This is a genomic window from Pseudomonas sp. GW821-FHT05H12 (assembly GCF_059419385.1).
In genome coordinates, this window is record NZ_JBWKRS010000025.1 from 1 (window position 1) to 18,293 (window position 18,293).

Below are 18,293 nucleotides of genomic sequence, written 5' to 3' on the forward strand. Positions count from 1 at the left end.
GCAGTGAAACGATGCATCGCCGATGGTAGTGTGGGGTTTCCCCATGTGAGAGTAGGTCATCGTCAAGATTAAATTCCGAAACCCCATTTGCGAAAGCAGATGGGGTTTTGTTTTGCGCGGTCGAAAAGTATTTGACGCTTTTGTTGCGCGCGCTTTTCGCGCCAAGCCCCTGCCTTTCTATGCAATGGCTCTACGCATGGCTATCATGCGTGCCTCATTGTGAGGCGATACTTGCATGCTGACGTTGTTGAAACTCTTGAAAGATGGCCGCTTCCATTCCGGAGAGGCATTGGGTGCTGCGCTCGGTGTCAGTCGCAGTGCTGTCTGGAAGCAGCTGCAGCATCTGGAGACTGAATTGAATCTCCCTATCCATAAGGTTCGAGGACGGGGATATCAGTTGGCATCCCCCCTGGTCTTCTTGGATGCCGAGGAGATCGCTTCAAATTCGGCTACTGCGGCCTGGCCCGTCCATATTTCAGACTCCATTGACTCCACCAATGCCGAAGCATTGCGCCTTGTCGAGGCCGGTTGTGCCGCGCCGTTCCTGGTGCTCGCAGAGCAGCAAACGGCAGGCCGGGGGAGGAGGGGGCGGGCATGGGTCAGTCCATTTGCACAGAACGTGTATTACAGCCTTGTGTTACGCATTGAGGGCGGTCTGAGGCAGTTAGAGGGGTTGAGCCTCGTCGTCGGATTGGCTGTCATGCAGGCCCTGCGTGAGTCGGGGGTGCAAGGCGCGGCTTTGAAGTGGCCAAACGACGTTCTTGTCGGTCGGAAGAAAATTGCCGGAATTTTGCTTGAGTTGGTCGGGGACCCCGCTGATATCTGTCATGTTGTCCTGGGCATCGGGATCAACGTGAATATGCAGAATGCCGCAGAGGTTGATCAGCAGTGGTCTTCGGTGCAGCTGGAAACCGGTTTTCCTCTTGATCGCAACCTTCTTGTTGCAAGGCTTGGCCAGCAGCTGCAGCACTATCTGGACCTGCATAAGGCTTCCGGCTTTTCCGCGCTCCAGGAAGAGTGGGAGCGGAATCATTTGTGGCAGGGTAAAGCTGTTTCCCTCATAGCCGGAGTTAACCATATTGAAGGGGTGGTCTTGGGTGTCGATCGTCAGGGGGCATTGCGGTTGAGTGTCGAGGGTGTCGAAAAGACATACAGCGGTGGTGAATTAAGCCTGAGGTTGCGTGATGATTCTTGAGCTCGACTGTGGGAACAGCTTCATCAAGTGGCGTGTGCTTGATTTGCCAGCGGTAGGCGCTTTTGCGGAAGGCGTCGTCGGTTCGGATGTCGCGTTGATAGATAGCCTGTCAGCGATACCAGGCCTCTTGCTGACACGCTGTCGTTTGGTGAGTGTTCGGGCTTTGGAGGAAACGAGCAAGTTGGTGGCGGCCTTGGAGGCGGCTTTTGGGGTTGTCGTGTCTTGCGCTGCGCCCGCCCGCGACATGGCGGGCGTTCGCAATGGGTATGAGGAGTTCGAGCGCCTCGGGCTCGATCGCTGGTTGGCAATGCTCGGTGCCTTCAAATTAGCTTCGAGTGCCTGCCTGGTGCTTGATTTCGGTACAGCAGCAACGGCCGATTTTATTGCTGCGGATGGTGAGCACCTGGGAGGCTTCATCTGCCCTGGGATGCCGCTAATGCGTAACCAGTTGCGAACTCATACCCGCAAGATCCGTTACGACGATGCCGCCGCCGAGCAGGCATTGGCGCGCTTGTTGCCAGGTCGTACCACCGTAGAGGCAGTCGAGCGCGGCTGTACGCTCATGCTGAGAGGGTTCGTGCTGACTCAACTGGAGCTTGCTCGAAGTTACTGGGGGGATGAGTTCACGGTGTTTCTCACAGGCGGGGATGCCGAGCTCGTTTCGGAGGCTGTGCCTCAAGCTCGGCTTGTTCCGGATCTGGTCTTTGTTGGTCTGGCGATGGCGTGCCCTTTGTCCTGAGGTGTTTATGCGTTGGCTGTTTCTGCTTTTACTGGTCCTCAATGCGTTTTACTACATTTGGCATCAGCAAGAGGCGCCGTTACGGGCAAAGGATGTCACTCCTCTGAGTCTCTACAAGGGCTCTCAGCAGGATATCCGCCTGCTGAGTGAGTCCTCCGACGCGGTGCAAAAACGTGACAGGGGCAAGGCCTCTGAGGTGAATACCTGCTTGTACCTGGGTGGCTTTGCGGATCAGCGACAAGCATCAGTGCTTGAGCAGCGCCTCATCAGTCTGGATATAAAGGTCAAGATGCAATTGCTCAATACGTCGGAGGTCTCGGGTTATTGGCTTCGTGTTGCCCCTGAAAGCAGGCGCCTCGCTGACGATCTGCCCTTTGAAAACCTTGCTAAGGAATTCAATGAGTTAAAACATAAAATAATGTTGTGCGAAGGCGTTGCATCTCTCGAATAGTTTGCATAGAATGGCGCCCGCTTCGCAGTGAAGACCTTTACGGTCAACACGGTGAAGCAAAGGTCAACGCAGCTAACCTCATATTTTTAAATGAGAAAATGCTTGACAGAAGGTCGGCGTAATGTAAAATGCCGGCTCGCTTAGGAGGGGTTCCCGAGCGGCCAAAGGGATCAGACTGTAAATCTGACGTCTACGACTTCGAAGGTTCGAATCCTTCCCCCTCCACCATTTTTAGCGTGAGCTGCAAGCTCCGCGGGTATAGTTTAGTGGTAGAACCTCAGCCTTCCAAGCTGATGATGCGGGTTCGATTCCCGCTACCCGCTCCAAGTTTGCAGGTTGTGCAAGGTGTTTCGCTCTTGTAGCTCAGTTGGTAGAGCACACCCTTGGTAAGGGTGAGGTCAGCGGTTCAAATCCGCTCAAGAGCTCCATATAACAAGGCAGATATGAAAATATCTGCCTTTGTTTTAACAGCTGCCTCGGCTTGATGGTGTTGTGCTTGGCTTTGTTGCTGGGTGATTTCAAGTCTCTTGGGGTTGGTTGTTGTAAAGTCTTTTTCAGGCCTGCATAATGGTCGGCCTGATTTTGTTTTAGGTCAGTAGCTCAATTGGCAGAGCGACGGTCTCCAAAACCGTAGGTTGGGGGTTCGATTCCCTCCTGACCTGCCAGATTCACGTGGTGTGTCTGGCTTTCTTTTCACAGGATCTTCATAGATGACTCCTAAGGCTGAAGCTCAAAGCTCTCGTTTCGATCTGGTCAAGTGGCTCGCCGTAGTCGCGTTGGTGGTCGTAGGCGTTGTTGGCAATCAGTACTATTCTGCTTCGCCGATCCTGTACCGTGTGCTCGCATTGCTTGCTCTTGCTGCTGTAGCTGCCTTTGTAGGCCTGCAGACTGCTAAGGGTAAGTCTTTCGCAGTCCTGGTAAAGGAAGCTCGCACCGAAATTCGTAAAGTCGTTTGGCCGACTCGCCAAGAAACTACGCAGACCACCCTGATTGTGGTGGCTGTTGTTCTGGTTATGGCGTTGCTGTTGTGGGGGCTTGATTCCCTGCTCGGCTGGCTTGTTTCCTTGATTGTTGGCTAAGGGTGTCCCGTGGCTAAGCGTTGGTACGTTGTGCATGCTTACTCGGGTTACGAGAAGCATGTTATGCGCTCTTTGCTGGAGCGCGTAAAGCTGGCAGGCATGGAAGATGGCTTCGGCGAAATTCTGGTTCCCACTGAAGAAGTGGTCGAAATGCGGAATGGCCAGAAGCGCAAGAGCGAACGCAAGTTCTTTCCAGGCTACGTGCTGGTTCAAATGGACATGAACGAAGGTACTTGGCACTTAGTCAAAGATACCCCTCGTGTTATGGGTTTTATCGGCGGTACAGCTGATAAGCCTGCTCCAATCACTGACAAAGAGGCGGAAGCAATTCTGCGTCGTGTTGCTGATGGCAGCGACAAGCCCAAGCCGAAGACGTTGTTCGAACCGGGTGAGGTTGTTCGTGTTACAGATGGTCCGTTTGCTGATTTTAACGGCACTGTCGAAGAAGTTAACTACGAAAAGAGCCGGATCCAAGTGGCTGTGCTCATTTTCGGTCGCTCTACTCCGGTAGAGTTGGAGTTCAGTCAGGTCGAGAAGGTCTAGCTGAGCAAGCATCCCAACCCCGCAGCCTTAGGCTGTGGGGTTTTGTCGTCACTGGGATAAACGCGCAAGTAACCGGGGAGCCTTTCGAGGCGTTTGAACCCGTAATTGGAGTGCCTCATGGCCAAGAAGATTACCGCTTACATCAAGCTGCAAGTGAAGGCCGCTCAGGCCAACCCAAGCCCACCCGTCGGTCCAGCTCTGGGTCAGCACGGCGTGAATATCATGGAATTCTGCAAGGCCTTCAACGCCCGTACTCAGGGTCTTGAGCCAGGTCTGCCGACTCCAGTGATCATCACTGTCTACAGTGACCGTAGCTTCACTTTCGAAACCAAGTCGACCCCGGCTTCGGTTCTGCTGAAGAAAGCTGCTGGTCTGACTAGCGGTTCCGCTCGTCCTAACACCGTTAAGGTTGGCACCGTAACTCGTGCTCAGCTGGAAGAAATCGCGAAAACCAAAAACGCGGATCTGACTGCAGCTGATATGGATGCAGCCGTGCGTACCATCGCCGGTTCTGCTCGTAGCATGGGCCTTAACGTGGAGGGTGTGTAATGGCTAAGCTGACCAAGCGCCAAAAGGCTATCGCCGGCAAAATCGAAGCGGGCAAGTCCTACAGCTTTGTAGACGCTGCTGCCCTGCTGACCGAGCTGTCGACTGTCAAGTTCAGCGAGTCCGTTGACGTTGCTGTAAACCTGGGTGTTGACCCACGTAAATCCGACCAGGTCGTTCGTAGCGCAACTGTGCTGCCACACGGTACTGGCAAGACTGTACGTGTTGCTGTCTTCACCCAAGGCCCGGCTGCTGAAGCTGCTCTGGCCGCTGGCGCAGACCGCGTTGGCATGGACGACCTGGCTGCCGAAATGAAAGGCGGCGACCTGAACTATGACGTAGTTATTGCCTCCCCGGATGCAATGCGCGTTGTAGGTCAGTTGGGTCAGATCCTGGGCCCACGTGGTCTGATGCCTAACCCTAAAGTCGGCACCGTAACCCCAGACGTAGCTACCGCGGTTAAAAACGCCAAGGCTGGTCAGGTTCGTTATCGCACTGACAAGAACGGCATTATTCACACCTCCGTTGGCAAGGTCGGTTTCGACGCCGTCAAGCTGAAGGAAAACGTTGAAGCCCTGATCGCTGACCTGAAGCGTATCAAGCCAGCTTCCTCGAAAGGTATCTACGTCAAGCGCGTTACCCTGAGCACCACTATGGGCCCAGGTCTGGTCATCGACCAAGGCTCGTTGGACGTATAAGACACAAGTTGGCGCGAGAGATTGCGCCAATTGAAAAAATTGGGGTCCCTGCCTGGCGGGGGCTATCCAAGACCGTAGGCGACGCAAGTCTTAAACCACAAGCCTACGCAGATGGTGCTCCCGGTTCCTTACCGAATCAGACACCAAAACGACATCCGGCTCCGGCCAGATGAAACGGTAACAAGCAGGAGTTAAACCCGTGGCAATTAATCTCGAAGACAAGAAGGCCATCGTCGCTGAAGTCAACGAGGCTGCCAAAGCTGCTCTGTCCGCTGTCGTGGCTGATGCCCGTGGTGTGACAGTAGGCGCTATGACCGGACTCCGTAAAGAGGCTCGTGAAGCTGGCGTATACGTACGTGTTGTACGTAACACCCTGCTCAAGCGCGCTGTTGCTGACACTGAATACAGTGTTCTCAACGACGTGTTCACTGGCCCGACTCTGATCGCGTTCTCCAAAGAACATCCAGGCGCTGCTGCCCGTTTGTTCAAAGAGTTTGCCAAGAGTCAGGATAAGTTCGAGATCAAGGCAGCTGCGTTCGAGGGCAAGTTCCTCGCAGCTAACCAAATCGACGTACTGGCAACACTGCCGACCCGCGACGAAGCCATTTCGCAGCTGATGAGCGTGATTCAAGGCGCTACCAGCAAGCTGGCTCGTACTCTGGCTGCAGTTCGCGAGCAAAAAGAAGCTGCCGCAGCCTAAGGCTGAGCAACTTCTCTCGCGTATTTTTGTTTATTTCGATGGCCTCGTAGGCCGTCCCCCAATTCAGGAAATACAGTAATGTCTATCTCCCAAGAAGATATCCTCAACGCCGTAGCTGAAATGTCGGTTCTGCAGGTTGTTGAGCTGATCAAAGCTTTCGAAGAAAAATTCGGCGTTTCCGCTGCCGCTGCTTCCGCTGGCCCAGCTGCTGCTGCTGCCGTTGTTGAAGAGCAAACCGAATTCAACGTCATGCTGACCGAAGCTGGCGAGAAGAAAGTAAACGTGATCAAGGCAGTACGTGAACTGACCGGTCTGGGCCTGAAAGAAGCCAAGGCTGTAGTTGACGGCGCTCCTGCCCTGGTTCTGGAAGCTGTTGCCAAAGACGCAGCTGACAAAGCCAAAGCAGCACTGGAAGAAGCAGGCGCTAAAGTCGAGCTGAAGTAAGCATCGACCTTGCGTCTCCAGCCCAAGCGTTAAGCTGAAGGCTGATGGCTGGTGGCTCTTGCCACCGGCCTTTTTCCGTTCTTGGCTGTCGACTCGGTCGCCGCCATTAACGCGCTGTAGCCACCCGATGCGGTGGTGCAAACCATGGGGTTTGCGAGATTTTCTGGCTGCTCCCGTCGGAGGGGCCAAACAAGCAGGTGACCAAGCTGGGGAACGCTGATGGCTTACTCATATACTGAGAAAAAACGTATCCGCAAGGACTTTAGCAAGTTGCCGGACGTCATGGATGTCCCGTACCTTCTGGCTATCCAGCTGGATTCGTATCGTGAATTCTTGCAGGCGGGAGCGACCAAAGATCAGTTCCGCGACGTGGGCCTGCATGCGGCCTTCAAATCCGTTTTCCCGATCATCAGCTACTCCGGCAATGCTGCGCTGGAGTACGTCGGTTATCGCCTGGGCGAACCGGCATTTGATGTCAAAGAATGCGTGTTGCGCGGTGTTACTTACGCCGTACCTTTGCGGGTAAAAGTGCGCCTGATCATTTTCGACAAAGAATCGTCGAACAAAGCGATCAAGGACATCAAAGAGCAAGAAGTCTACATGGGCGAAATCCCATTGATGACAGAGAACGGTACCTTCGTTATCAACGGTACCGAGCGTGTGATCGTTTCCCAGCTGCACCGTTCCCCGGGCGTGTTCTTCGACCACGACCGCGGCAAGACGCACAGCTCCGGCAAACTCCTGTACTCCGCGCGGATCATTCCGTACCGCGGCTCGTGGTTGGACTTCGAGTTCGACCCGAAAGACTGCGTGTTCGTACGTATTGACCGTCGTCGCAAGCTGCCGGCCTCGGTACTGCTGCGCGCGCTCGGCTATACCACCGAGCAGGTGCTGGACGCCTTCTACACCACCAACGTATTCAGCCTGAAGGATGAAACCCTCAAGCTGGAGCTGATCGCTTCGCGCCTGCGTGGTGAAATTGCCGTTCTGGACATCCAGGATGACAAGGGCAAGGTCATTGTTGAGGCTGGCCGTCGTATTACTGCGCGCCACATCAACCAGATCGAAAAAGCCGGTATCAAAGAGCTGGAAGTACCTCTGGACTACGTTCTGGGTCGTACTACCGCCAAGGTCATCGTTCACCCGGCAACAGGCGAAATCCTGGCCGAGTGCAACACCGAGCTGAACACCGAGATCCTGGCCAAGATCGCCAAGGCCCAGGTTGTTCGCATCGAGACCCTGTACACCAACGATATCGACTGCGGTCCGTTCATCTCCGACACGCTGAAGATCGACTCCACCAGCAACCAATTGGAAGCGCTGGTCGAGATCTATCGCATGATGCGTCCTGGTGAGCCTCCAACCAAAGACGCAGCCGAGACCCTGTTCAACAACCTGTTCTTCAGCCCTGAGCGCTATGACCTGTCTGCGGTCGGCCGGATGAAGTTCAACCGTCGTATCGGTCGTACCGAGATCGAAGGTTCGGGCGTGCTGTGCAAGGAAGACATCGTCGCGGTACTGAAGACCCTGGTCGACATCCGCAACGGTAAAGGCATCGTCGATGACATTGATCACCTGGGTAACCGTCGTGTTCGCTGCGTAGGCGAGATGGCCGAGAACCAGTTCCGCGTTGGCCTGGTACGTGTTGAGCGTGCGGTCAAAGAGCGCCTGTCGATGGCTGAAAGCGAAGGCCTGATGCCGCAAGACCTGATCAACGCCAAGCCAGTGGCTGCGGCGGTGAAAGAGTTCTTCGGTTCCAGCCAGCTTTCCCAGTTCATGGACCAGAACAACCCGCTCTCCGAGATCACCCACAAGCGCCGTGTATCCGCACTGGGCCCGGGCGGTCTGACCCGTGAGCGTGCAGGCTTTGAAGTTCGTGACGTACACCCGACGCACTATGGTCGTGTTTGCCCGATCGAAACGCCGGAAGGTCCGAACATCGGTCTGATCAACTCCCTGGCCGCTTATGCGCGCACCAACCAGTACGGCTTCCTCGAGAGCCCGTACCGCGTGGTGAAAGACGCACTGGTCACCGACGAGATCGTGTTCCTGTCCGCCATCGAAGAAGCTGATCACGTGATCGCTCAGGCCTCGGCCACGATGAACGACAAGAAAGTCCTGGTCGACGAGCTGGTAGCTGTTCGTCACTTGAACGAGTTCACCGTCAAGGCGCCGGAAGACGTCACCTTGATGGACGTTTCGCCGAAGCAGGTAGTTTCGGTTGCAGCGTCGCTGATCCCGTTCCTGGAGCACGATGACGCCAACCGTGCGTTGATGGGTTCCAACATGCAGCGTCAAGCTGTACCGACCCTGCGCGCTGACAAGCCGCTGGTAGGTACCGGCATGGAGCGTAACGTAGCCCGTGACTCCGGCGTTTGCGTCGTGGCTCGTCGTGGCGGCGTGATCGACTCCGTTGATGCCAGCCGTATCGTGGTTCGTGTTGCCGATGACGAAGTTGAAACTGGCGAAGCCGGTGTCGACATCTACAACCTGACCAAATACACCCGCTCGAACCAGAACACCTGCATCAACCAGCGTCCGCTGGTGAGCAAGGGTGATCGCGTTCAGCGTAGCGACATCATGGCCGACGGCCCGTCCACCGACATGGGTGAACTGGCTCTGGGTCAGAACATGCGCATCGCGTTCATGGCATGGAACGGCTTCAACTTCGAAGACTCCATCTGCCTGTCCGAGCGTGTTGTTCAAGAAGACCGCTTCACCACGATCCACATTCAGGAACTGACCTGTGTGGCGCGTGACACCAAGCTTGGCCCAGAGGAAATCACTGCAGACATCCCGAACGTGGGTGAAGCTGCACTGAACAAGCTGGATGAAGCCGGTATCGTTTACGTAGGTGCTGAAGTAGGCGCAGGCGACATCCTGGTCGGTAAGGTCACTCCGAAAGGCGAGACCCAACTGACTCCGGAAGAAAAACTGCTGCGTGCCATCTTCGGTGAAAAAGCCAGCGACGTTAAAGACACCTCCCTGCGTGTGCCGACTGGCACCAAGGGTACTGTCATCGACGTACAGGTCTTCACCCGTGACGGCGTTGAGCGTGATGCTCGTGCACTCTCCATCGAGAAGACCCAGCTCGACGAGATCCGCAAGGACCTGAACGAAGAGTTCCGTATCGTTGAAGGTGCGACCTTCGAACGTCTGCGTTCCGCTCTGGTAGGCCACAAGGCTGAAGGCGGCGCAGGTCTGAAGAAAGGTCAGGACATCACCGACGAAATCCTCGACGGTCTTGAGCACGGCCAGTGGTTCAAACTGCGCATGGCTGAAGATGCTCTGAACGAGCAGCTCGAGAAGGCCCAGGCCTACATCGTTGATCGCCGCCGTCTGCTGGACGACAAGTTCGAAGACAAGAAGCGCAAACTGCAGCAGGGCGATGACCTGGCTCCAGGCGTGCTGAAAATCGTCAAGGTTTACCTGGCAATCCGTCGCCGCATTCAGCCGGGCGACAAGATGGCCGGTCGTCACGGTAACAAGGGTGTGGTCTCCGTGATCATGCCGGTTGAAGACATGCCGCACGATGCCAATGGCACCCCGGTCGACGTCGTCCTCAACCCGTTGGGCGTACCTTCGCGTATGAACGTTGGCCAGATCCTTGAAACCCACCTGGGCCTCGCGGCCAAAGGTCTGGGCGAGAAGATCAACCGTATGATCGAAGAGCAGCGCAAGGTCGCAGACCTGCGCAAGTTCCTGCACGAGATCTACAACGAGATCGGCGGTCGCAACGAAGAGCTGGACACCTTCTCTGACCAGGAAATCCTGGATCTGGCGAAGAACCTGCGCGGCGGCGTTCCAATGGCTACCCCGGTGTTCGACGGTGCCAAGGAAAGCGAAATCAAGGCCATGCTGAAACTGGCAGACCTGCCAGAAAGCGGCCAGATGCAGCTGTTCGACGGCCGTACCGGCAACAAGTTCGAGCGCCCGGTTACTGTTGGCTACATGTACATGCTGAAGCTGAACCACTTGGTAGACGACAAGATGCACGCTCGTTCTACCGGTTCGTACAGCCTGGTTACCCAGCAGCCGCTGGGTGGTAAGGCTCAGTTCGGTGGTCAGCGTTTCGGGGAGATGGAGGTCTGGGCACTGGAAGCATACGGTGCTGCTTACACTCTGCAAGAAATGCTCACAGTGAAGTCGGACGATGTGAACGGTCGGACCAAGATGTACAAAAACATCGTGGACGGCGATCACCGTATGGAGCCGGGCATGCCCGAGTCCTTCAACGTGTTGATCAAAGAAATTCGTTCCCTCGGCATCGATATCGATCTGGAAACCGAATAACACGTGACGCGAATCGAGAGCGGGGCTGTTTAGCCCGCTCTCTGCTCCGCCAGGAGGAAAGGCCTTGAAAGACCTACTGAATTTGCTGAAAAACCAGGGTCAAGTCGAAGAGTTCGACGCCATCCGTATTGGGTTGGCATCGCCTGAGATGATCCGTTCGTGGTCGTTCGGTGAAGTTAAAAAGCCGGAAACCATCAACTACCGTACGTTCAAACCTGAGCGTGACGGCCTGTTCTGCGCCAAGATCTTTGGCCCGGTAAAGGATTACGAGTGCCTGTGCGGTAAGTACAAGCGCTTGAAACACCGTGGTGTGATCTGCGAGAAGTGCGGCGTTGAAGTTGCACTGGCCAAGGTTCGTCGTGAGCGCATGGCGCACATCGAACTGGCTTCGCCAGTAGCCCACATCTGGTTCCTGAAATCGCTGCCGTCCCGTATCGGCTTGCTGATGGACATGACCCTGCGTGATATCGAACGCGTTCTCTACTTCGAGAGCTATGTCGTTATCGATCCAGGCATGACCACCCTTGAAAAAGGTCAGCTGCTGAACGACGAGCAGTACTTCGAAGCGCTGGAAGAGTTCGGCGACGATTTCGATGCCCGCATGGGTGCCGAAGCTGTCCGCGAACTGCTGCACGCTATCGACCTGGAGCACGAGATTGGCCGTCTGCGCGAAGAAATTCCGCAAACCAACTCCGAAACCAAGATCAAGAAGCTGTCCAAGCGTCTGAAGTTGATGGAAGCCTTCCAGGGTTCCGGCAACTTGCCAGAGTGGATGGTGCTGACCGTTCTGCCGGTTCTGCCGCCAGACCTGCGACCGCTGGTACCGTTGGACGGTGGTCGTTTCGCGACCTCTGACCTCAACGACCTGTACCGTCGCGTGATCAACCGTAACAACCGCTTGAAGCGCCTGCTTGATCTGTCCGCTCCGGACATCATCGTGCGCAACGAAAAGCGTATGTTGCAGGAAGCGGTCGATGCCTTGCTCGACAACGGTCGTCGTGGCCGCGCTATCACCGGTTCGAACAAGCGTCCTCTGAAGTCCTTGGCTGACATGATCAAGGGTAAGCAAGGTCGTTTCCGTCAGAACTTGCTCGGTAAGCGTGTTGACTACTCCGGTCGTTCGGTAATTACCGTAGGCCCGACCCTACGTCTGCACCAGTGCGGTCTGCCTAAGAAGATGGCGCTGGAGCTGTTCAAGCCGTTCATCTTTGGCAAGCTGGAAATGCGCGGTCTGGCGACCACCATCAAAGCGGCCAAGAAAATGGTCGAGCGCGAACTGCCAGAGGTTTGGGATGTTCTCGCTGAAGTGATTCGCGAACACCCGGTTCTCCTCAACCGTGCACCGACGCTTCACCGTCTGGGTATCCAGGCGTTTGAACCGGTACTGATCGAAGGTAAGGCTATCCAGCTGCACCCTCTGGTCTGTGCTGCGTACAACGCCGACTTCGACGGCGACCAAATGGCCGTGCACGTACCGCTGACACTGGAAGCCCAGTTGGAAGCGCGTGCGTTGATGATGTCGACCAACAACATTCTGTCGCCAGCCAACGGTGAGCCAATCATCGTTCCGTCGCAGGACGTTGTATTGGGTCTGTACTACATGACCCGTGAAGCGATCAACGCCAAGGGCGAAGGTCGTGTGTTTGCTGACCTGCAAGAAGTTGACCGTGTGTTCCGTGCCGGCGAAGCCGCACTGCACGCCAAGGTCAAAGTGCGGATCAACGAAACCGTCAATGACCGTGATGGTGGCAGCGTGACCAACACCCGTATCGTCGACACCACTGTCGGCCGTGCGCTGTTGTATCAAGTTGTGCCAAAAGGTCTGTCGTACGACGTCGTCAACCTGCCGATGAAGAAAAAGGCGATCTCCAAGCTGATCAACCAGTGCTACCGCGTGGTTGGTCTGAAAGAGACCGTGATCTTCGCTGACCAGTTGATGTACACCGGTTTTGCTTACTCGACCATTTCCGGCGTTTCCATCGGTGTTAACGACTTCGTTATCCCGGATGAAAAAGCCCGCATCATCGGTGCTGCCACCGACGAAGTGAAAGAGATCGAAAGCCAGTACGCCTCCGGCCTGGTAACCCAGGGCGAGAAGTACAACAAGGTAATCGACCTTTGGTCGAAGGCGAACGACGAAGTTTCCAAGGCGATGATGGCCAACCTCTCGAAAGAGAAAGTCATCGACCGTCACGGCGACGAAGTTGACCAAGAGTCCTTCAACTCGATGTACATGATGGCCGACTCGGGCGCACGGGGTTCTGCTGCGCAGATCCGTCAGCTCGCCGGTATGCGTGGTCTGATGGCCAAGCCGGACGGTTCCATCATCGAAACGCCGATTACTGCGAACTTCCGTGAAGGTTTGAGCGTACTCCAGTACTTCATCTCCACTCACGGTGCTCGTAAGGGTCTTGCGGATACCGCGTTGAAAACCGCTAACTCCGGTTACCTGACTCGTCGTCTGGTAGACGTTGCACAAGATCTGGTTGTAACCGAGATCGATTGCGGCACCGAGCATGGCCTGCTGATGACGCCGCACATTGAAGGCGGTGACGTTGTAGAGCCGCTGGGTGAGCGCGTATTGGGTCGTGTTATTGCCCGTGACGTATTCAAGCCGGGTACCGAGGAAGTTATCGTTCCTGCTGGCACCCTGGTAGACGAAAAGTGGGTCGAGTTCATCGAACTCAACAGCATCGACGAAGTGATCGTTCGCTCGCCGATCAGCTGCGAAACCCGCTACGGCATTTGCGCCAAGTGCTACGGCCGTGACTTGGCTCGTGGTCACCAGGTGAACATCGGTGAAGCGGTCGGCGTTATTGCTGCCCAGTCCATCGGTGAGCCGGGTACCCAGCTGACCATGCGTACGTTCCACATCGGTGGTGCGGCAAGCCGGACTTCTGCAGCCGACAGCGTTCAGGTGAAGAATGGCGGTACCGTCCGTCTGCACAACCTGAAGCACGTTGAGCGAGTGGATGGCCACCTGGTTGCTGTGTCCCGTTCCGGTGAGCTGGCAATCGCTGATGACTACGGTCGTGAGCGTGAGCGTTATAAGCTGCCGTACGGTGCTGTGATTTCGGTTAAAGAAGGTGACAAGGTCGACGCTGGCGCAATCGTGGCCAAGTGGGATCCGCACACTCACCCGATCGTTACCGAAATGAAAGGTACCGTGACCTACGTGGGCATGGAAGAAGGCATCACGATCAAGCGTCAGACTGACGAATTGACCGGTATGACCAACATTGAAGTACTCGACGCTAAAGATCGTCCAGCTGCCGGTAAAGACATCCGTCCAGCCGTGAAGATGGTTGATGACAACGGCAAGGATCTGTTGCTGCCAGGCACTGACGTTATCGCTCAGTACTTCCTGCCAGCCAACGCCCTGGTCGGTGTAGCGGATGGTGCGAAGATCGCGATCGGTGATGTTATCGCGCGTATCCCGCAAGAAACTTCGAAGACCCGTGACATCACCGGTGGTCTGCCGCGTGTTGCCGACTTGTTCGAAGCGCGCCGTCCGAAAGAAGCGTCGATTCTGGCTGAAGTCAGCGGCACCATCGCGTTCGGTAAAGAGACCAAGGGCAAGCGCCGTCTGGTCATTACCCCGAACGACGGTAGTGATCCGTATGAAGAGCTGATTCCGAAGTGGCGTCACCTGAACGTGTTCGAAGGCGAACAGGTAAACCGCGGCGAAGTTATCTCCGACGGTCCGAGCGATCCACACGACATCCTGCGTCTGCTGGGTGTGAGTGCGCTGGCCAAGTACATCGTTAACGAGATCCAGGACGTTTACCGCCTGCAAGGCGTGAAGATCAACGACAAGCACATCGAGACCATTCTGCGTCAGATGCTGCGTAAAGTTGAAATCGCTGAATCCGGCGATTCCAGTTTCATCAAGGGCGACCAGATGGAACTGACTCACGTACTGGTGGAAAACGAGCGCCTGACGAACGAAGACAAATTCGTGTCCAAGTTCACTCGCGTGCTGCTGGGTATCACCAAGGCGTCGTTGTCGACTGAGTCGTTCATCTCGGCGGCCTCCTTCCAGGAGACCACTCGCGTACTGACCGAAGCAGCGGTAACCGGCAAGCGCGATTACCTGCGCGGCCTGAAAGAAAACGTGGTTGTGGGTCGTCTGATCCCGGCCGGTACCGGTTTGGCTTACCACAGCGAGCGTAAGCGCCGCCGTGATGCTGACAAGCCGTTGCGCGTAAGCGCCAGTGAAGTGGAAGCTGCACTGACCGAAGCGCTGAACTCTAGCGGTAACTGAGTTCTGCGATAAATAAGTCCGGGCCCTGGCAGCCCCATTCGTCGGATCGAGGTAATTTTGCCCCAGTTCGATGAGAGGGGAGGTCGGGGCCTTGCCTTGACTGGGGGCAAGATCCTCTTTAGACTCTTGTACCCCTAAATTTGGCGGGAATTCGTTCCTGCCATTTTGCTTTTCTTGCAAGACAATAGCGTCGCAAGACAACAGTGGAGCTAGTAGATGGCAACTATCAACCAGCTGGTACGTCAGCCGCGTAAGCGTATCGTCGAGAAATCCGACGTACCTGCGCTGCAGAACTGCCCGCAACGTCGTGGCGTATGCACTCGCGTGTATACCACTACGCCGAAAAAACCTAACTCGGCACTGCGTAAAGTATGCCGTGTGCGCCTGACCAACGGTTTCGAGGTTTCCTCGTACATCGGTGGTGAAGGTCACAACCTGCAAGAGCACAGCGTGGTACTGATCCGCGGCGGTCGTGTAAAAGACTTGCCAGGTGTTCGTTACCACACCGTACGCGGCTCCTTGGATACTTCCGGCGTTAAAGGTCGTAACCAGGGTCGTTCGAAGTACGGTACCAAGAAGCCTAAGTAGTAGCGGCTTTTTGTAACACTGAATCATCTAATTTTCTGAGTCGATAAGAGTAAGGTCGGAGGCGTCCCGTAAGGGCACCGATTCCGAGCGAACCTGAAGACCGTTTGAGGGCTTATCCATGCCAAGAAGACGCGTAGCAGCCAAGCGCGAAGTGCTTGACGATCCAAAATACGGAAGCCAAATCCTGGCCAAGTTCATGAACCACGTGATGGAAAGCGGCAAGAAAGCCGTTGCCGAGCGTATCGTTTATGGCGCGCTGGAAAAGGTTAAAGAACGCAAGAACAGCGACCCCCTGGAAATCTTCGAGAAAGCTCTCGACGCCATCGCTCCGCTGGTCGAAGTGAAGTCGCGCCGTGTAGGCGGTGCTACTTACCAGGTTCCGGTTGAAGTTCGCCCGTCCCGTCGTAACGCTCTGGCAATGCGCTGGTTGGTAGACTTCGCCCGTAAGCGCGGCGAGAAGTCTATGGCTCTGCGTTTGGCTGGCGAACTGTTGGACGCTGCTGAAGGTAAAGGTGCTGCTGTTAAGAAGCGTGAAGACGTGCACCGTATGGCTGAAGCTAACAAAGCTTTCTCGCACTACCGCTTCTAATTTTAGCTTCACTAATTTTGCGAGGGCTTTATGGCTCGTACTACTCCGATTAGCCGCTACCGTAACATCGGTATCGTTGCTCACGTGGATGCTGGTAAAACCACCACCACCGAGCGCGTACTGTTTTACACCGGCAAAAGTCACAAAATGGGCGAGGTGCATGACGGCGCCGCGACCACAGACTGGATGGTTCAGGAGCAGGAGCGTGGTATTACCATTACTTCTGCTGCTATTACCGCCTTCTGGAAAGGTTCCGAGAAGCAGTACAAAGACGAGCATCGCTTCAACGTAATCGATACCCCGGGCCACGTAGACTTCACCATTGAAGTAGAGCGTTCCCTGCGCGTACTCGACGGCGCTGTCGTTGTGTTCTGCGGTACCTCGGGTGTTGAGCCTCAGTCGGAAACCGTATGGCGTCAAGCCAACAAGTACGGCGTTCCACGTCTTGTTTACGTAAACAAGATGGACCGTGCTGGTGCCAACTTCCTGCGCGTGATCGGTCAGATCAAGCAGCGTCTGGGTCACACTCCGGTGCCAATCCAATTGGCAATCGGTTCCGAAGATAACTTCCAGGGTCAGATCGATCTGATCAACATGGAAGCGGTCTACTGGAATGACGCTGACAAAGGTATGGTTCCTGTTCGCAAGCCAATCCCTGCCGAGCTTCAAGAGCTGGCTGACGAGTGGCGCAACAACATGGTTGAGGCTGCTGCCGAAGCCAGCGAAGAGCTGATGAACAAGTACCTCGAAGGTGAAGAGCTCACCAACGTGGAAATCAAGGCCGCTCTGCGTCAGCGCACTATCGCTGGCGAAATCGTCCTGGCTGTTTGTGGTTCCTCGTTCAAGAACAAGGGTGTTCCCCTGGTTCTCGACGCCGTTATCGACTTCCTGCCTGCTCCAACCGACATTCCTGCTATCAAGGGTTCCAACCCTGATAACGAGGAAGAAGAGATGGAGCGTCACGCAAGTGATGACGAGCCGTTCTCGGCATTGGCGTTCAAAATTGCTACCGACCCATTCGTGGGTACTTTGACCTTCGTCCGCGTTTACTCGGGCGTGTTGGCATCCGGCGACGGCGTGATCAACTCGGTTAAAGGCAAGAAAGAGCGTGTGGGTCGTATGGTGCAAATGCACGCAAACGCCCGTGAAGAGATCAAGGAAGTACGCGCTGGTGACATCGCGGCCCTGATCGGCATGAAGGACGTCACCACTGGTGAAACCTTGTGCGACGCTGCCAAGCCAATCATCCTGGTTCGCATGGACTTCCCGGAGCCGGTTATTTCGGTAGCCGTAGAGCCTAAGACCAAGGATGACCAGGAAAAAATGGGTATCGCTCTGGGCAAGCTTGCTCAGGAAGATCCATCTTTCCGCGTTAAAACTGATGAAGAGACTGGTCAGACGATCATCTCCGGCATGGGCGAGTTGCACCTGGACATCCTGGTTGACCGGATGCGCCGTGAGTTCAACGTCGAAGCCAACATCGGTAAGCCTCAGGTTTCCTATCGTGAGCGCATCACGAAGAACTGTGAAATCGAAGGCAAGTTCGTTCGTCAGTCCGGCGGTCGTGGTCAGTTCGGTCACTGCTGGATCCGTTTTGCTCCTGCTGACGAAGGTCAGGAAGGTCTGCAATTCGTGAACGAAGTAGTTGGTGGTGTGGTTCCTAAGGAATACATCCCGGCTATCCAGAAGGGTATCGAAGAGCAGATGAAGAACGGTGTTGTTGCCGGCTATCCGCTGATCGGCCTGAAAGCAACCGTTTTTGACGGTTCTTACCACGACGTCGACTCCAACGAGATGGCGTTTAAGGTGGCTGCCTCCATGGCTACCAAGCAACTGGCCCAGAAGGGCGGTGGTGAGTTGCTTGAGCCGATCATGGCGGTAGAAGTTGTTACACCTGAAGACTATATGGGTGATGTCATGGGCGACCTTAACCGTCGTCGCGGCATGATCTTGGGTATGGAAGACACGGTTTCCGGCAAAGTGATTCGCGCCGAGGTTCCGTTGGGTGAGATGTTCGGTTATGCGACCGACGTTCGCTCCATGTCCCAGGGTCGCGCAAGCTACTCTATGGAATTCAAAAAATACAACACAGCTCCGGCGCACATCGCTGAAACTGTATCCAAAAAACAAGGCTGATTCAGTCCTTTAGGCAAGGAGTTAATTG

The 18,293-nt window shown here is 55.4% G+C and carries 14 protein-coding genes and 4 tRNA genes; all 18 read left to right on the forward strand.

Annotated elements, in window-relative coordinates:
* Window positions 1-235 precede the first annotated feature (235 nt).
* The 18 genes from birA (at window position 236) to fusA (ending at window position 18,265) form a co-directional block, all read left to right on the forward strand.
* Window positions 236-1,195, forward strand: a complete 960-nt coding sequence (gene birA, locus AC07SU_RS20570) for a bifunctional biotin--[acetyl-CoA-carboxylase] ligase/biotin operon repressor BirA (RefSeq protein WP_494998088.1) — start codon at window positions 236-238, stop codon at window positions 1,193-1,195.
* Entirely contained in the window at window positions 1,185-1,934 is a 750-nt protein-coding gene (locus AC07SU_RS20575) for a pantothenate kinase (protein ID WP_494998089.1), read from the forward strand. Before birA ends, AC07SU_RS20575 begins: the two co-directional genes overlap by 11 nt.
* Before the next feature lie 7 nt (window positions 1,935-1,941).
* Window positions 1,942-2,385, forward strand: coding sequence for a hypothetical protein (locus AC07SU_RS20580; protein WP_176999249.1), 444 nt, complete (start codon window positions 1,942-1,944; stop codon window positions 2,383-2,385).
* A gap of 143 nt (window positions 2,386-2,528) precedes the next feature.
* Window positions 2,529-2,613 (forward strand) — tRNA-Tyr (locus AC07SU_RS20585).
* A 24-nt stretch (window positions 2,614-2,637) separates the two neighbouring features.
* Window positions 2,638-2,711 (forward strand) — tRNA-Gly (locus tag AC07SU_RS20590).
* Between the two features lie 26 nt (window positions 2,712-2,737).
* Window positions 2,738-2,813: transfer RNA gene (locus tag AC07SU_RS20595), tRNA-Thr, on the forward strand.
* A gap of 161 nt (window positions 2,814-2,974) precedes the next feature.
* Window positions 2,975-3,050: transfer RNA gene (locus AC07SU_RS20600), tRNA-Trp, on the forward strand.
* Between the two features lie 45 nt (window positions 3,051-3,095).
* On the forward strand, window positions 3,096-3,464 hold the full coding sequence (gene secE / locus AC07SU_RS20605) for a preprotein translocase subunit SecE (protein ID WP_003194658.1): 369 nt from the start codon (window positions 3,096-3,098) through the stop codon (window positions 3,462-3,464).
* A gap of 9 nt (window positions 3,465-3,473) precedes the next feature.
* On the forward strand, window positions 3,474-4,007 hold the full coding sequence (nusG, locus tag AC07SU_RS20610; protein ID WP_003176436.1) for a transcription termination/antitermination protein NusG: 534 nt from the start codon (window positions 3,474-3,476) through the stop codon (window positions 4,005-4,007).
* A gap of 117 nt (window positions 4,008-4,124) precedes the next feature.
* Entirely contained in the window at window positions 4,125-4,556 is a 432-nt protein-coding gene (gene rplK, locus AC07SU_RS20615) for a 50S ribosomal protein L11 (protein WP_003176435.1), read from the forward strand.
* Window positions 4,556-5,251 carry a 50S ribosomal protein L1 gene (gene rplA, locus AC07SU_RS20620; RefSeq protein ID WP_028618134.1) on the forward strand — a complete coding sequence of 232 codons (696 nt, stop codon included), beginning with the start codon at window positions 4,556-4,558 and terminating at the stop codon, window positions 5,249-5,251. Before rplK ends, rplA begins: the two co-directional genes overlap by 1 nt.
* Window positions 5,252-5,450: 199 nt before the next feature.
* Complete coding sequence (rplJ, locus tag AC07SU_RS20625) at window positions 5,451-5,951, forward strand: 50S ribosomal protein L10 (protein ID WP_016969477.1); 501 nt, start codon at window positions 5,451-5,453, stop codon at window positions 5,949-5,951.
* Window positions 5,952-6,029: 78 nt separating this feature from the next.
* On the forward strand, window positions 6,030-6,395 hold the full coding sequence (gene rplL, locus AC07SU_RS20630) for a 50S ribosomal protein L7/L12 (protein ID WP_176999250.1): 366 nt from the start codon (window positions 6,030-6,032) through the stop codon (window positions 6,393-6,395).
* Window positions 6,396-6,614: 219 nt separating this feature from the next.
* A complete protein-coding gene (gene rpoB, locus AC07SU_RS20635) occupies window positions 6,615-10,688 on the forward strand; it encodes a DNA-directed RNA polymerase subunit beta (RefSeq protein WP_016969475.1) in 4,074 nt (1,357 codons plus the stop codon).
* Between the two features lie 64 nt (window positions 10,689-10,752).
* Window positions 10,753-14,952, forward strand: coding sequence for a DNA-directed RNA polymerase subunit beta' (gene rpoC, locus AC07SU_RS20640; protein ID WP_016969474.1), 4,200 nt, complete (start codon window positions 10,753-10,755; stop codon window positions 14,950-14,952).
* Window positions 14,953-15,168: 216 nt separating this feature from the next.
* Window positions 15,169-15,540 (forward strand): 30S ribosomal protein S12, encoded by a 372-nt coding sequence (rpsL, locus tag AC07SU_RS20645; RefSeq protein WP_002555494.1) that lies wholly within the window; start codon window positions 15,169-15,171, stop codon window positions 15,538-15,540.
* Window positions 15,541-15,658: 118 nt separating this feature from the next.
* Complete coding sequence (rpsG, locus tag AC07SU_RS20650; RefSeq protein ID WP_002555493.1) at window positions 15,659-16,129, forward strand: 30S ribosomal protein S7; 471 nt, start codon at window positions 15,659-15,661, stop codon at window positions 16,127-16,129.
* A gap of 30 nt (window positions 16,130-16,159) precedes the next feature.
* The gene (fusA, locus tag AC07SU_RS20655; protein WP_176999251.1) at window positions 16,160-18,265 is read left to right on the forward strand and encodes an elongation factor G; all 2,106 of its coding nucleotides are present in this window, start codon (window positions 16,160-16,162) and stop codon (window positions 18,263-18,265) included.
* The last annotated feature ends 28 nt before the right edge of the window (window positions 18,266-18,293 follow it).

Bases quoted from the DNA above. Each gene is read 5' to 3' on its own strand.
- birA (WP_494998088.1), top strand. From the start codon at position 236: ATGCTGACGTTGTTGAAACTCTTGAAAGATGGCCGCTTCCATTCCGGA.
- AC07SU_RS20575 (WP_494998089.1), top strand. From the start codon at position 1,185: ATGATTCTTGAGCTCGACTGTGGGAACAGCTTCATCAAGTGGCGTGTG.
- rplK (WP_003176435.1), top strand. From the start codon at position 4,125: ATGGCCAAGAAGATTACCGCTTACATCAAGCTGCAAGTGAAGGCCGCT.
- rplL (WP_176999250.1), top strand. From the start codon at position 6,030: ATGTCTATCTCCCAAGAAGATATCCTCAACGCCGTAGCTGAAATGTCG.
- rpsG (WP_002555493.1), top strand. From the start codon at position 15,659: ATGCCAAGAAGACGCGTAGCAGCCAAGCGCGAAGTGCTTGACGATCCA.
- secE (WP_003194658.1), top strand. From the start codon at position 3,096: ATGACTCCTAAGGCTGAAGCTCAAAGCTCTCGTTTCGATCTGGTCAAG.
- AC07SU_RS20580 (WP_176999249.1), top strand. From the start codon at position 1,942: ATGCGTTGGCTGTTTCTGCTTTTACTGGTCCTCAATGCGTTTTACTAC.
- rplA (WP_028618134.1), top strand. From the start codon at position 4,556: ATGGCTAAGCTGACCAAGCGCCAAAAGGCTATCGCCGGCAAAATCGAA.
- rpoB (WP_016969475.1), top strand. From the start codon at position 6,615: ATGGCTTACTCATATACTGAGAAAAAACGTATCCGCAAGGACTTTAGC.
- fusA (WP_176999251.1), top strand. From the start codon at position 16,160: ATGGCTCGTACTACTCCGATTAGCCGCTACCGTAACATCGGTATCGTT.
- rpsL (WP_002555494.1), top strand. From the start codon at position 15,169: ATGGCAACTATCAACCAGCTGGTACGTCAGCCGCGTAAGCGTATCGTC.